This is a genomic window from Ilyobacter polytropus DSM 2926, assembly GCF_000165505.1.
Classification (GTDB): Bacteria; Fusobacteriota; Fusobacteriia; order Fusobacteriales; family Fusobacteriaceae; genus Ilyobacter; species Ilyobacter polytropus.
Genome location: NC_014633.1, coordinates 98,260 through 111,761 on the forward strand (window position 1 = coordinate 98,260; position 13,502 = coordinate 111,761).

Consider the following 13,502-nt stretch of genomic DNA (forward strand, 5'->3'; position numbering starts at 1 on the left):
GAGGTCGTCATGTCAACAGTTTATGAAAAGTCTTTAAAGCTACACGAGGAAAATAAGGGTAAAATAGAGGTAATCTCAAAAGTAAGGGTAACCAACAGAGAGGAACTTAGTCTTGCATATTCTCCAGGAGTTGCAGAACCTTGTAGAAAGATTCAGGAAAATAAGGAAGATGTCTACAAATATACATCTAAAGGGAATATGGTGGCTGTAATAAGTGACGGATCTGCAGTATTAGGTCTTGGAAACATAGGGCCTGAAGCTGCTCTCCCTGTAATGGAGGGAAAGGCCATTTTATTAAAAGAATTTGCCGGTGTAGATTCTTTTCCAATCTGCCTCGATACTCAGGATACAGAAGAGATAATAAAAACGTGTAAGCTTTTGGCACCAAGCTTTGGTGGTATTAACCTAGAGGATATATCTGCACCTAGATGTGTAGAGATAGAGACAAGGTTAAAAGATGAATTAGACATACCTGTATTTCATGATGACCAGCACGGAACTGCAATCATAGTGTCCGCTGCTATAATGAATTCTTATAAATTATTGAAAAAAGATCTAAAAGATGCCAATGTAGTGGTATGCGGTGCAGGAGCAGCAGGAAGCTCGATAATAAAAATGATAAAAGAGCTCAATGTAAATAATATCATAGCAGTGGATAAGGATGGTATTATCGCAAGAGACGATGAAACTAGGGAATATGACTTCCTTTCTAGAGAACTCTCTACTATTACCAACAAAGAAAACCTAAAAGGTGGACTAGGAGATGCAGTAAAGGGTGCAGATATATTTATAGGGGTATCAGCTCCAGGTATACTTAAGCCTGAAATGATAAAGACTATGAATACTGATTCAATAATCTTTGCCATGGCAAATCCTACTCCAGAGATAATGCCTGATGAGGCCTTAGCAGCAGGAGCTAGGATAGTGGGGACAGGAAGATCTGACTTCCATAATCAGGTTAATAATGTTCTTGCATTCCCAGGACTTTTTAGAGGTGCTCTAGATGCAAAGGCGAAAAAAATAACTGAAGAGATGAAGATGGCGGCAGCTATAGCTCTTGCTAACGTAATAGAGGAGTCGGAGTTGAGAGATGACTATATAATTCCTGATCCATTTGATGAGAGAGTTGTAAAGGTAGTGTCTGAAACTGTGGCGAGAGTTGCAAAGGATATGAAGATCTGCAGGGATTAAGTAGGTAAGTAAGAAAGTATAGGGGCTGACTCTAAAAGGTCAGCCTCTATAAATTTAATATTTTTAAAAATTAAGATTATAAATAAAAAAGTTGACAACTTTTAATAAGTGATGATATACTTTTGCTGCAGCCTTACGCCGCCTTAGCTCAGTAGGTAGAGCAATACCATGGTAAGGTAGAGGTCGGCGGTTCGACTCCGCCAGGTGGCACCATTAAAATTAACTGTTAGAGAGGAATGTAAGTTCTTCTCTTTTTTATTTGGCAAAGAAATGGCAAAGAAAAAAGGAGAATTATGAAAGAATTAACACTTTCAAAATTAGATATAGTTAAAAGACAACTGGAAACAGCAATTATTTTATATTTTAATGAAAAAGATCCTGTGTCTATTCATACTCTTACTTGTGCAGCATATAATGTTATTAGAGATTTAAATTATAAAAAAGAAAATTCTTCTTTTTCAATAAGAGAAATGTTTTTTAAATATGGAGTAAAAAAAGAGCATGAAAAAGAAGTTATAAAAAAATTTAATGCAGCTCAAAATTTTTTTAAGCATGCCGATAAAGATTCTGATGAATTTTTAAATTTTAATCCTAAAGCAACAGAGATTTTAATTTTTGATGCAGCAAATCTTTACTCAAGTCTTTCAGGTGAGAAGCCTGAATTGTTTTTATTATTTATATCATGGTACATAGCAAATAATAGCGATTTATTTGAATTCCCATTAGAACATACGGAAATTTTAAATTCAAATAAAGAAGATATATTAAAATTAGGTAGGCAAGGTTATTTTAATAAGATATTGCCCACATTATATAAAATTTAAGCCAGGGACTCGACCCCTGGCTTTTATCATCTGAAAATATTTCTAAATATACTTTGTATAGAATCCCCTCTAAGATTGAACCTTACTGTGAATAGCTTAGTCTTATATTGCAAAGGGTTAAAACTTAACTCAACACCCAGTTTTTTCAGGGTTATTCCTTCAAACCCAAATCAATCTTCACCTTTTGTATCGCATTATCAATTTGGGTATTACTTACAAGGTTTCCGTCCCCATCATAGTTTTCACCTTTTAGTCCCTCTGCAAAAGCTTCGATATATTCACCCATTTCCTTCCTAACAGTTTCCGGCAGTCTATCCCCTATATTGTCTCCTAATTGATGGGCTTTTTTCTTGAACTTGAAAAAAACACCTAAAAAAACTACCCCGGAGAAAATAACCAATCCATACTTACTTAAAAATTCCATAATATATCCCTCCACTTTAAAACAAAGATTTTATAAAAGCTCCTAAAACTCCGCTAATTACAACAGTCATAATTAAACTGATTAACTGTTCATATCGCTTTCCAGATTTTCCTTTAAGTTCCTCTAGATCTGTTTCAACCTTATCAAATTTTTTATTTAACTCTGTGTATCTCTCCGCTATTACTTTTATATTAGCGTTCATATCTGTTAAAATCTTTTGATTTTCTTCTATATGGTTCATTCTAGAAAATGCCCCTTTTATAGAAGTCTCAAGAGCAGAAATTCTTTTTTCATGGTCTAGTTGTAGTGGTCCGCAGTTCTTATCCAATTTTTCCCCCTTTCAAATTTCTGCTAAAAATAGTTCTTTTTCTGATTTTCTTCTTTTTCTTAATCCCTCTAGTTTTTTACCGTTGCTATAAATCCACCTTTCAAATTCTTCAGAGGCCCCTTCAAGTTCTCCGGAGTTGATTTTTTTCAATAATGTAGATTTTCTGAAATTTCCAATTCCTAAATTATATATAAAATCAACTAAAGCTGAAAATTGGTTTTCATTGAGTTCAATCTTGATTAGTCTTCTTGCTTCTTCTTCAAATTTAGAAATTAAATTATTTAATAATTTATCTGCTCTTTCTTTGGTTATAGTATCTCCTTTTTTTACTTTTGAGCCATCTTCATATAGGGTTGATCCATAACCTATAGTCCATTTCCCAGCTGGACATAAGTACGCTTTTAATTTTAAGCCTTCTGAGTTTTTTACTAAGTCATATCCCGCTTGATTCATTTTCAAAACAGTTCCTCCTTTTTCACTGATAAGATCCTCCTATATATTTAATTATTTTGGATCCATTTTTAGTTGTTTCCCTATGAAGTTCCCGAATCTTATATTCTGGCTTTTTCTTTGAAAGAATCCTTACCAGATTTTCTCCGGGACTTTTTTCCATCACTTCAAACGTGGCCCAATCCAAGAACAACATTGTATAGTCTAAAAATTTAATGATATCGTTATAAAAAGCCGGGCCGCCATCAGTTTTTAAAGCGAATATTTGAAGTGCTTTATTTTTATAGGTATTTATTCCAATATAACCGATTAATTTATTTTTTATATAGGAACCATATAGCTCTATTGGTTCTATTTCAATTTGATTAAAATTTAAGATCCTACTCTCGATATTTAAATTTTCTGAGGCCGTCATAAGCCCTGCAAGGTGCTTCCTTGTATTAAGGCGTTTAATCATAAGCTTAACCTACTTCAAATAGTCAGATTTAATCATATAAGACACATTAGAAAATGTAGGATCTGTATAAAATTCAAATCCATACTTTTCTGCAAGGGCCTTAAATTTTATTTCAGTCAAGAAATTGATCCGGGCCTCATCATTTAATACAAATCCAAATCTATATGTAATTATTAGAGCTTTCAGATCCCCGGTATTTTTCTCAAAGAAATTTGTTAGTTCATCCTCTGAAAAATACATCAATATATTTGCGTGTCCAATATCAAAACTTTCCGGGATCCCTTCCAAAACATCTAAGGTTTCAACATTTTCTCTTTGATAAGAATCTTCTAAAATGCTTTCCCTTATTTCGTAACCTTTAACACTTTTAAAATATTTACTCATAGCCTCAAGCACAGCTCCATTCCCAGATCCAAAGTCCACTATTGATAGATCCTCCGGGATTAAAGTTGTATTTTCCTCTAAAAAGCTGCACATAACTTTTACTTTTTCCTCTCGATTAACAGGATCCGCCATATTTTCCCCGTACCAATCACCGGTCATATATTGAAAAGTATCTTTATTTGAAACATTTTTCATAAAGTAGTACATTTAATCACCTAGTCCTTTGCTACAACCAAACCGTCATAAATTCCGTCTGTAGCTTGAATTATTTCGTCAACGTAATTAGCACTTTCTATAGCTGCTTGAGTTTTACATAAACACATACCGGTTTCCGATATCTGACTAGCTAGTTCAATTCTATTTGCCACAGCTTCTTGAAAAGTAGTAGTGTCAATATGTCCTATATACCCATCCTCATAGCAACCCATAGTCATTCTGGTACACATAGCAAATTCTCCGGTAGAAAATACCGTTACCCTTTCAAGATCATCCATAACACAGGCTGTAGCGTCTGGATTCGTTAAATTTACATTGAAAAAGGCTTTTTTATCAGCTACAAGTTTTAAAATGTTTGATACATCTGAGGCCGGGATAGAAGAAAGATCACTATATACATCTGGCTTTATTACAATTCCACCACCTAATTTAGAATTTTTAAGAGTGTCTATAAGGTCCTCTGTAATACTTGTATAATTACTAGAATTAAATATAAAAGAATAAGAACTTTCAATCAATATTTCATCCGGTATATTTGACAAGGTTAGATCCTCTTTGTTGCTTAATGTGAAAGATACTTCCCATCCTCTTTTATTTATAGCTTTTTTTATTCTCAGTACAGCGTCAGTGTCTATAGCATTTGTTGGCATAGTGAATCTAAAAACTTTAGAATCTTTTAAGTTTTCTAACTTTTCCAATAAATAAAGTATTTTATCCTCTGCCAGAGTAGGTTCTCCACCAAAGAGAGCTATTACAAATTTGTTGTAATACTCTTCACTTTTTATTTTTTCGTATAACTTATCAATGAACTCTTCATCCATATCTGGCACTTTTTCCGCTCCGTTTTGATAGCAATAATCACAATTAGCATTACACTCCATTGTCAGTATCAACTCTAAATGTAAAACATTTTCCTCCATTGTTACCTCCCTAAGATATTTTGTTCAAAATTATCAAGATACCTGAGTATGTCAGCCTCAGTATTAAATTCAGAGAAAAAGATCCCGGACAAACTAGAATTTAATATTTTATTTAATCCTTCTTTAGTTTGATTTTCCGTTATTTCTAAATATAGATTCAGGCTCTTATAACTCCCTCTATGAATTAATAAATCGTCATCTATAAAATTAAGCTTTTCCCCTCAAGAATAGCAAATAGAGAAAATTCAGAGAATCTAGTTGTCCATATTTCTTTAGCTTTTTTATATAGCGTGAATCCAGATTGCATAGGACCGTAAACCTTACCTTTCCAAGTCCGGTTTAATAGTTCTAAAACGTCCTCAGTTGTAACCGGGTGAGGTTTTAACATAGCCCCTTGGTTTACAGCTTCATTTATCAACTCTTTCTTTGTGTGAGTCCCTAAAAAGTTAGATCCACAAAGCAAAGCTACCTTTTCCGGCATTTCTTCTATTTCTTCTAAAAAGTATTTGTCCCCGGCTGAATCTATTAATTTTGAAAAATCAATTTTTATAGGTGTATCATCTAAAAAAGCTTGATGATATTGTTTCATTTGACGTGTGAAGTTCTGCGGCTTTATCATAACGCCACCCATTCCACCGAAAAACTCAGTAAAAATTAAAAGTTCTCTTTCACTTTCTATATCTTCTTTATCGTACATTAGTTCTATATTACGCCTTTTACACTCTTCAATTAAGAAGTCTTGAAAAGGAATATCTTTTTTTCTTATTACCGTTCCAAGTCTGTCTTTTTTAGTGTCAAACTCCATCTTTTATATCCACCCTCCTTGTTTAGTTGTTTTACCTGTGGCCTTGGAAGTGGTCCAACTTGTAGTTGTACTTTGTGAAGTGGTCCAACTCGTTGTGGTACTTTTCGAGGTTGTCCTTGATGTCGTTTTACTCGTGTACCAATATGTATAATCAGAATAGTCACCGTACCTTGTCCACTCTTTAGTCAAATATGATGTAGAATATGAAGTAGACCAACTTGTAGTTGTACTATTTGAGGTAGTCCAACTTGTTGACGTACTTTGCGAAGTTGTATTTGAAGTAGTCCAACTTGTAAAGCTAGAAGGTAACTCTTGAATATATCTAGCTGTACCATCTTTAGTGAATACTGGCCTAGGTCTTACAGTTGAAAGGCTACTGTCAGTAGTAAGTTGTAAATACATATCGCCACATTTAAGATAAGGAACATTTGCTGTCGAGTATAAAGGAAAGTCATAATCTCCAAACCTAAAATATTTTGAACAATCTATTGTGTAGCCGCTAGAACTTGTTACGAAAGTTCCTTGAATTACTGAATCATAAGGGGCTACCCAAACGGAACCATCTTGTGAAGTGTTTACTCTAGTAGAATAATAAGTTCTTCCGTCTGACCAATAAGGGTATACTTTTATAGTGTCAATGTCGTAAACTGCCCCAAGATCTATTTGAACATAACAGTCATACCCTACAGTAGAACCACCAAAGCTACAATAAGGACTTGTGGCTTTATCTCCATTTGTTAATATATCCAAGTTTGAAGCACTTCCGTAATTTGAGGTAGCTGTTATCCCGCTTGCTTTATTCGTGGTTCCTTCAAAGGCTTCTAGTTCAACTATGTGATTGCTAGTATTTGAAGAACTTCCGGCTGCGTACCACCTTAGATATCGCATTTTCATAAGGTTACACCTCCACAGTAATAGTCACACCGTTTATTATCAAAGAGGTATCTCCAGTAGAGGGATAAGCCCCTATTTCTGAGGCTGTAGGTGTCCAAGTATCCGCTCTATAAGGATGAGTATGAGTATTTGATTTTGTAGACAAACCATCATATAGTGCCTTTTGACTAGCGACCAAACTTGAACTAGGTTCGGTATAATCATCTGTTATGCTAGATTCAAAAACAACCTCGGTACTTTCTTCAATCTCTGAAATTTTTTCTAGAGCGTAGCTATCTAACTCTGATTTTTTTATTATCAGATAGTCATCCAGAGATCCTTCAAGTTGTATCTCGTAGGTGTTAAGCTCTGATTTTTTAGTAGTTGTATAAGTTTCGAGTTCACTTTCTTTCTCTCCCTTATAGGTATCTAATTCACTTTTTTTAGCTGTTGTATACGTATTAAGCTCGGTTTCTTTTTCTGATTCATAACTGTCCAGATCCGGCTTGCTAGTATCCGTGATATAATCATCCACCGTATCTTTGGCATTTTGAATAACAGTATCATTTGCATAGCTTTCCAGATCGGTCTTTTTAGTTTCAAGATCCTTTGTAAGATCCGCATATATATTAAAAAGAATTTCTTTAAAAGTTCCACCTCTAAAATTCAATTAGTCCACCCCCCCTTATAAAAGATCCAATTCAGCCTGTAAAGTAGACGGTATAAGTTTATTAGGATTCTTTTCAACGTCTATTTCCACATAGATCTTAGAAATTACTGTAGAACTTAGGTCAGAAGTATAACTCATATCTACAGAGTGTCTTAGGGTAAAATCATCTGCTGTGGCTGTGGCGAGATCCTCATTATCCAAACTCCAATGCTCTTTTGCTATCATTTCCCCGGCTGAGTTCATTTTCCAAGCTGAAACAGCAAAGCTCGTGTCTATAATAGTCATAGCTGTGCTTTTTATCCCGGTCTGGATATAAGTTTTTATTGCTTTTATAGTTTCTAACATTTAGGCCCTCCTTTATGAATATGTCCTTTCTTGTAACCAAGAAAAGCTAGGTGTATCTGTATCAAAATGTGTGGCTGTTAATCCTGTTCTTACATAGCTGTCAATTCTTCCGTGATCTTTTAAGCCGCCTTTTGTAGCCCAACAAGTATAATATGAATCCCCGTCTATAACGGTTCTTTTTATATACATGTAGCCCTTTTCAATGACTTCGGAGCCTTCATCTTGACTTCCTGTCCAGTAGGAGGCCTCTATTTCAAATGTGGCCGTTGCTCCGTTTGGAATGTTGTGTAAGTTCCAAGCGTGTACCCAGACTTTATCGTCACCGCCTCCTACATTTGACCAACTTACCCCGGACACGCTGCACGAATAACAGAGCGGCACTCTGTCCCAACCTGTTTCAAAATACCCTATGACTTTTGAAGTCGTACTGCCATAATTTTGAGTCTTGCTCCATTCTTTGATAACATCTATATTTGATTCAAGGTTATTCATAAACCAATAATTCCCGGCCTCATAAAGTTCCTTCTCAGCGTTTATTATACTAGTAAGCATATAATAATCGGCTGAGGTCACATTTGCCTCATATCCGTTTGAATGATCCTCTACAGCGGAAAACTCATAGCCAAAGGTTTCTAGATTCGGCATGCTCGCCTGTTTTCCAATTACCCAAGTGTTATAAGCTGAAAAAAGCGTCTGGTATCTCGCCTTTAAAGCAAGTTGTGCAGCATTTAGTGATACTATCAATTCTTTACTAAAAGGATCTGCCGCCTCTGCCGTCAAATAACTCGCTCCGGGATCGCTCGTGATCTTCCTTGTGAGCTGTGAAAATCCCGTGTCCAATAGTTTTATCGAGGCTTGGCCACTTTTTAGTTTCTTTTTAAATTCAGTTATTTCCATAAGCTTCTTTCCCACTTAGTAACCTCCTTGATTGCTTAAAAAGCTGCTGACACTATTATGATTCTCTAAGCAACTTTTAAAATTAGGGTCAGTTGTATCGTTAAAAAGTTTATGAGAGATCTCAGCCTCTGTGGTAGTGACTACCCAAGTGCCGTCAATAGCTTTCCCAAGATTATTTCCATCTATAAAGGCTCCCCATTCAACCCCTAGATCCATAAATGCCAATCCGCCAAAAGGATCTTCTTCATCTTCCACCGCTCCTATTCCTGCTAGTCCCGGATTGTCCCCTTCCCAAGCAACAACTGTATTATGAGAGAAAAAAACATAATCACCAGCTTTCAAGGACGTAGCCTCTTCCAATGGAACTGTCAAAGAGATTTCTATTGAAGGTAGAGCGTACCTTGAGAATATAGCGTCTGTAACCCCTTGAGCAAACGTGGCCCTCGCTGTATCTGAAAGGTTATTGATCCCTCTTATTTCAATCTCTTGTGGGCTGTCAGTAGGTATAAACATTCTGAATTTATTATATGACGTTGCATTTCCAAAGTATCTTATGACCGATTCTTCATCATCTTTAAACTTCCACCCGTACTTACATTGGATATGATTCACTACGTTGTTATCTGTGATAGCTTTCTTATCTACAGAAACAATATTTTCTTCTGAAAAAGTAGCCACCTCGTCACTGGATTGCGGCTGCTTGTGTAGTTTTATCCCTAGTTTCCCCTGTGAATTTACATACGGGAATATAGCACAAGGCTTGTAAATGTTTTCTTTCAGATATTCATAAGGATCTTCAACGGCCTCTCTGAACTCAAAATAGAATTGATAAGAGCTGCTACTTAATGAGGCCCTAACAGAGTTAAAAGAGTCCAGATCCACAAAATCTTGCCAATCATTTGATAAATAAAAAACTTGAACATCAAGGGTATCTGTAGAAAAGGCTATCTGGTAGATCATTTCCACAAAGTCAATCACATGACCATTAAAAGTTATCACTCTTGTATTTACAGCGTTTCCGCTATCGTCTGTGTCCCCTTCGTCCTGCTCTATAATAGTGAATCCCTTTCTTGTTCCCCCATCATCATAATGAGGCAGCCTGTAAGCGTTTATATCACTAATGCTTTCAGCTTGATAATTAGAAAACTCTCTATCAAATATAGAAGTTTTTAGCCTCTCTTGTACGTCTGCAACCTCTATTTCATAATAAGTTTCAAGAGTATCGTTGTTTATTTCTCTTATAATTCCCATATAGATTAAATAGGTGTTTTTATCAGCGTCTACAGCGTAGATCTCAACTTTTTCTCCGTAGGTCATGGTCCCTTCTGAATTTTGCCGCTCATAGAACCATTGTGATATTGAATAGTCTGGATTCCCTATTCTTATTTTGCTAGATGATACAGAACATTTACTGTCTGTAGGCATTATGCTTGAAGTTATGTCGCTTGGCGTATTTGCTATAGCCAGACACTCTATACCATCAAGATAGATCCCCTCACCTGTAGCAACATATAAAGGGCTTTCATCATTTGTCCCGGATCTAAGAGAATCAAAAATTTTAATGGCGTAATGATAATACTTCATACCAGATCAACTCTCTCGATTAAGGATATTGTCAGATCATAAAAGCTAGTACCGGTTTTCTGAGAAGGTTTTAAATCAGTTAGTTCAAATGAAAAAACAGGCTCTCCGGCTGTAGTTTTAAGATCCAAATACCCTTTTGAAGTAAGTTTTGATTTCGTTATCGTCACTTTTTCCTGATTCTTTTTAGCTGTCTGGAACTGTTTTATAATGTTTTCTATTTCATCATAGGTCAGCCATTGGAGTGATAAGGCGTATTTATGCTTTAGCCATCTTATTATGTTGTATTCCTTGCCACTTTCAGAAGTGTTTAAAATGGATCCGTCAGAATCTTTCTCATACCCCTCATATTTAATACCCTTGATTTTATAAGGTTCAAGGCTATTGATAGTTGTTAAAATCTGCATTTTTACACCTCCCTTATCACTTTTTATTCCCTATAATTGAAACATTATATTCATCATTAAGTTCCTTCTCTAAGATGTTGACCATAGCCTTCGCCATAGCGTTTTCCTCTGTACTAACATAGATCTGAACCTTTTCATCATCAGCACTTGAGGCTGTACTTTCTGCGGCTGCTATATCATTATCATTTGTACTTGATACACTTTCTGTAGTGTCATCACTACTAGAAGAGGATCCAGAAGAAAGAGCACTTGAGGCTCCTCCAAAGAGTGCCGCTGCGGCTGCGTGTTCGGCTGCGGATAAAAAAGCTGCCGGGGCCATAGATTGTATAACCGGATTAAGACTTGCCAAATACCCAAAACCAGTTGCCGTCCAAGAAATAGCCTCTGCCATGTGTTCCTGTCCTTTAGCAAGTAGTAATTCAGCAATCTTCTCTTTGCAATAGCTCTTAAAGGCTGCCAGATCCTTTATTTGTCCACTCGCTAGAGCTGCATAAGTGTCCATTACAGCCTCGGCAGATTGCTCGTATACGTCTACTTTGTAACGTTCAGCCCAAGATTCCCACTTCATTTTGTTTTCAGTGGCTTTTTTCTCAGCACTATTCACCTGGGCTTTTTTTTCATTTATCGTTGCTTGAACCTCAAGAGCCTCGTCCTGCATATTCCCTTGCTCTAGATAAAAGCTCCTTAGATCCTCAAGTTGTTCTATCCTAAAAAGGCTCTCAAGCTCTCTCTGGTTATAATCAAAATCATTTTTTCTATCTGTAAATTCCTGTTCTGAAATTTCACCTTGTAACCTCAAAGCTCCTATTTCCTCAAGGTATTCCCACTCTCTTATAAGTTTTTCATTGTTGAAATTAGTGAGATCCTCAAGTTGTTTCTGTCTAAAAGCCTCTAGTTCTGGATTTTCTAAGCCATCTAGCAAATCCCCTTCCATACCCGTGATCTTCACTTCTATTTCGAGGATCTGTTTCTCTATAGCGTTTGCCTTTGCTATCTCTCCCGCATTTGTATAGAAGTTTTTAAGGTCCTCTAGGGCCTCTTTATAGCTTGTATTTTGTTTTATTGTGTTCTCTTCCTCAAAAGCCTCTAGCTTTTTATTATATTCCTCTCTTGAAATAAGCCCGGATTTTAGCTGTTCATTAAGGTTTTCTTGATATTCACTCTTAGATCTTAAAAATTGGATGTCAATCAAGTTGATTTTATTAGCGTGTTCAGCTTCATAGTTGGCTATTTTTTCAAGTAACTTTCTCTTTTTTTCTGCTTTTTCTTCGTCTGTTTCCCCTTTGGGTTTTGGGTCATCTGGAGGGGTTGTGGGCGTTGAAGGTGTTTTGTATTTAGCTTTTATGTCGAGAGCTGCTATATCATTGTTGGCCTTTTCATACTCCCATGTGGCTTTCTTGAGAGTTTCTTGAATATTAGCCAATTTGACTTTGAGCGACTCAGTACCACCCCAACCTTTTTCAGCCCACCACGTCGGATTTTTTTCATTCTCCTTTATCTGCTTCTGAAGCTCATCTTCCTGTTGGGCCAATTTAGCTATTTTACTTTCAGCCTCTGAAAGGGATTTTGTGGCATCACTCCTCAGATCATCATCAGTTTCTCCACCAAGTCCTCTTCTTATTACTTGTAAAGTTACTATGATCGGATCCCTCATTTTTGTTACGAGTTCCATCCACTTTTTATTCATCGTCCCTGTAAGCTTCGTCCATTCTGTAGAAATAGTAGCAGAAGCCAACTGGTAAGCTGTTTCCAGTTCCCCGGCAGATTTTTTCATGGAATCTAAGTTTTTGGTAAATGCCTCTGCATTTTCACCGGTCAATCCCATAGCCCCCTGCCCAGATTCTATGCTTGACCAGAGGTCTATCATCTGTTTTCCGTTGGACTTGGCGTACTTCTCCATCTCCTGAAGGGCTTCCCCCACGTTTCCGCCCTCTGTTATGAACTCCTTAAAGCTTTGTCCTGTTATTTTTCCAAAGACTTTAGAGGCATCTGTCCCCTCTTTGGCAAGTTCTGAAAACATAGCCTTTATTCTAGTCCCTGCCTGTGCTGCAGGTGTACCGCTCATTGTGATTGTTGATAGGGCAGCTCCCACATTGTCCAGATTCACACCTAGAGAATTTGAGATATCAGCAACATCACCCATGACAGTGGACATCTCTCCAAGGACTATCTTACCGTTGTTCTGTATCGTGATAAGCTTGTCCATAACATCTGTTGCGTCGGAGCTTTCAAGCTTGAATCCGTTTATTGTGGATGTGAGTACATCTGTAGCAGTTGTTACGTCTGTCATTCCGGCAGCTGCACCTTTTGCAGCAGTTTCCATGAAGCTTAGCAGATCTGTAGCGTCTACTCCTGCACTCAGAGCCTCATATGCCCCGCTTGCCAGTTCCTCTTTAGTTGTCCCAGTCTTTATAGCCACATCTATAAGACCGTTCCCGTACTCTGTCAGCTCTTTTCTGGACACTTTCAGAAGGGTGTTCACCGATGACATTTGCTTCTCGTAGGCTGCAAAGTCTTTGACAGCTTGAACAGTCCTGTAAGAAAGATAAGCGGCAGCAGCTCCGGCAAGATTTGCAGGTGTTACCATTCCTTTTAGCTTACTAGTTACCCCACCAACGGCCCCGTCCAATGCACCCGTGGATTTTTTAGCCTCTTTATTTCCCGTTATAAGTCCGCTGTTATCAACCGTCAATTTCTGTTCAATGATAAAGGTTTCCTTACCAATCATCT

Annotated in this window: 16 protein-coding genes and 1 tRNA gene; 3 read left to right on the plus strand and 14 right to left on the minus strand. The window is 36.9% G+C overall.

Going from position 1 to position 13,502, the window contains the following annotated elements; translation table 11 throughout:
• Nucleotides 1-9 precede the first annotated feature (9 nt).
• The 3 genes from ILYOP_RS10355 to ILYOP_RS15245 all read left to right on the plus strand — a co-directional run bounded on the left by ILYOP_RS10355 (nt 10) and on the right by ILYOP_RS15245 (nt 2,015).
• Complete coding sequence (locus ILYOP_RS10355) at nt 10-1,191, plus strand: NAD(P)-dependent malic enzyme (protein ID WP_013388460.1); 1,182 nt, start codon at nt 10-12, stop codon at nt 1,189-1,191.
• Between the two features lie 137 nt (nt 1,192-1,328).
• Nucleotides 1,329-1,404, plus strand: a tRNA-Thr gene (locus tag ILYOP_RS10360).
• An 80-nt stretch (nt 1,405-1,484) separates the two neighbouring features.
• Nucleotides 1,485-2,015, plus strand: a complete 531-nt coding sequence (locus ILYOP_RS15245) for a hypothetical protein (RefSeq protein ID WP_013388461.1) — start codon at nt 1,485-1,487, stop codon at nt 2,013-2,015.
• Nucleotides 2,016-2,166: 151 nt separating this feature from the next.
• Here the strand turns inward: ILYOP_RS15245 and ILYOP_RS10370 are convergent, their stop codons facing one another.
• The 14 genes from ILYOP_RS10370 to ILYOP_RS10435 form a co-directional block, all read right to left on the minus strand.
• The gene (locus ILYOP_RS10370; protein ID WP_013388462.1) at nt 2,167-2,439 is read right to left on the minus strand and encodes a hypothetical protein; all 273 of its coding nucleotides are present in this window, start codon (nt 2,437-2,439) and stop codon (nt 2,167-2,169) included.
• A gap of 16 nt (nt 2,440-2,455) precedes the next feature.
• Nucleotides 2,456-2,767 carry a hypothetical protein gene (locus ILYOP_RS10375; protein WP_013388463.1) on the minus strand — a complete coding sequence of 104 codons (312 nt, stop codon included), beginning with the start codon at nt 2,765-2,767 and terminating at the stop codon, nt 2,456-2,458.
• A 12-nt stretch (nt 2,768-2,779) separates the two neighbouring features.
• Nucleotides 2,780-3,220 carry a lysozyme gene (locus ILYOP_RS10380; RefSeq protein WP_245546529.1) on the minus strand — a complete coding sequence of 147 codons (441 nt, stop codon included), beginning with the start codon at nt 3,218-3,220 and terminating at the stop codon, nt 2,780-2,782.
• A 22-nt stretch (nt 3,221-3,242) separates the two neighbouring features.
• Nucleotides 3,243-3,674, minus strand: a complete 432-nt coding sequence (locus ILYOP_RS10385) for a hypothetical protein (protein WP_013388465.1) — start codon at nt 3,672-3,674, stop codon at nt 3,243-3,245.
• 9 nt (nt 3,675-3,683) lie between these two features.
• Nucleotides 3,684-4,253 (minus strand): class I SAM-dependent methyltransferase, encoded by a 570-nt coding sequence (locus ILYOP_RS10390; RefSeq protein WP_222838886.1) that lies wholly within the window; start codon nt 4,251-4,253, stop codon nt 3,684-3,686.
• Nucleotides 4,254-4,273: 20 nt separating this feature from the next.
• A complete protein-coding gene (locus tag ILYOP_RS10395) occupies nt 4,274-5,194 on the minus strand; it encodes a radical SAM protein (RefSeq protein WP_013388467.1) in 921 nt (306 codons plus the stop codon).
• Between the two features lie 199 nt (nt 5,195-5,393).
• Complete coding sequence (locus ILYOP_RS10400) at nt 5,394-5,999, minus strand: hypothetical protein (RefSeq protein WP_013388468.1); 606 nt, start codon at nt 5,997-5,999, stop codon at nt 5,394-5,396.
• Between the two features lie 3 nt (nt 6,000-6,002).
• Nucleotides 6,003-6,893, minus strand: coding sequence for a discoidin domain-containing protein (locus ILYOP_RS15250; protein ID WP_013388469.1), 891 nt, complete (start codon nt 6,891-6,893; stop codon nt 6,003-6,005).
• Between the two features lie 4 nt (nt 6,894-6,897).
• The gene (locus tag ILYOP_RS10410) at nt 6,898-7,542 is read right to left on the minus strand and encodes a hypothetical protein (RefSeq protein WP_013388470.1); all 645 of its coding nucleotides are present in this window, start codon (nt 7,540-7,542) and stop codon (nt 6,898-6,900) included.
• A gap of 15 nt (nt 7,543-7,557) precedes the next feature.
• Nucleotides 7,558-7,887: a hypothetical protein gene (locus ILYOP_RS10415; RefSeq protein ID WP_013388471.1), complete on the minus strand. Its 330-nt coding sequence runs from the start codon at nt 7,885-7,887 to the stop codon at nt 7,558-7,560.
• Between the two features lie 12 nt (nt 7,888-7,899).
• Nucleotides 7,900-8,799 (minus strand): hypothetical protein, encoded by a 900-nt coding sequence (locus ILYOP_RS15255; RefSeq protein ID WP_013388472.1) that lies wholly within the window; start codon nt 8,797-8,799, stop codon nt 7,900-7,902.
• Nucleotides 8,800-10,368 (minus strand): hypothetical protein, encoded by a 1,569-nt coding sequence (locus tag ILYOP_RS10425; RefSeq protein ID WP_013388473.1) that lies wholly within the window; start codon nt 10,366-10,368, stop codon nt 8,800-8,802. It lies immediately after the preceding gene.
• A complete protein-coding gene (locus tag ILYOP_RS10430) occupies nt 10,365-10,772 on the minus strand; it encodes a hypothetical protein (protein ID WP_013388474.1) in 408 nt (135 codons plus the stop codon). The genes ILYOP_RS10425 and ILYOP_RS10430 overlap by 4 nt, the downstream gene beginning before the upstream one ends.
• 16 nt (nt 10,773-10,788) lie before the next feature.
• Nucleotides 10,789-13,500, minus strand: coding sequence for a phage tail tape measure protein (locus ILYOP_RS10435; RefSeq protein WP_013388475.1), 2,712 nt, complete (start codon nt 13,498-13,500; stop codon nt 10,789-10,791).
• Nucleotides 13,501-13,502: the final 2 nt, after the last annotated feature.

Bases quoted from the DNA above. Each gene is read 5' to 3' on its own strand.
- ILYOP_RS15250 (WP_013388469.1), bottom strand. From the start codon at position 6,893: ATGAAAATGCGATATCTAAGGTGGTACGCAGCCGGAAGTTCTTCAAAT.
- ILYOP_RS10425 (WP_013388473.1), bottom strand. From the start codon at position 10,368: ATGAAGTATTATCATTACGCCATTAAAATTTTTGATTCTCTTAGATCC.
- ILYOP_RS10435 (WP_013388475.1), bottom strand. From the start codon at position 13,500: ATGATTGGTAAGGAAACCTTTATCATTGAACAGAAATTGACGGTTGAT.
- ILYOP_RS10415 (WP_013388471.1), bottom strand. From the start codon at position 7,887: ATGTTAGAAACTATAAAAGCAATAAAAACTTATATCCAGACCGGGATA.
- ILYOP_RS10395 (WP_013388467.1), bottom strand. From the start codon at position 5,194: ATGGAGGAAAATGTTTTACATTTAGAGTTGATACTGACAATGGAGTGT.
- ILYOP_RS10355 (WP_013388460.1), top strand. From the start codon at position 10: ATGTCAACAGTTTATGAAAAGTCTTTAAAGCTACACGAGGAAAATAAG.
- ILYOP_RS10385 (WP_013388465.1), bottom strand. From the start codon at position 3,674: ATGATTAAACGCCTTAATACAAGGAAGCACCTTGCAGGGCTTATGACG.
- ILYOP_RS15245 (WP_013388461.1), top strand. From the start codon at position 1,485: ATGAAAGAATTAACACTTTCAAAATTAGATATAGTTAAAAGACAACTG.
- ILYOP_RS10430 (WP_013388474.1), bottom strand. From the start codon at position 10,772: ATGCAGATTTTAACAACTATCAATAGCCTTGAACCTTATAAAATCAAG.
- ILYOP_RS10390 (WP_222838886.1), bottom strand. From the start codon at position 4,253: ATGAAAAATGTTTCAAATAAAGATACTTTTCAATATATGACCGGTGAT.
- ILYOP_RS10370 (WP_013388462.1), bottom strand. From the start codon at position 2,439: ATGGAATTTTTAAGTAAGTATGGATTGGTTATTTTCTCCGGGGTAGTT.
- ILYOP_RS10400 (WP_013388468.1), bottom strand. From the start codon at position 5,999: ATGGAGTTTGACACTAAAAAAGACAGACTTGGAACGGTAATAAGAAAA.
- ILYOP_RS10380 (WP_245546529.1), bottom strand. From the start codon at position 3,220: ATGAATCAAGCGGGATATGACTTAGTAAAAAACTCAGAAGGCTTAAAA.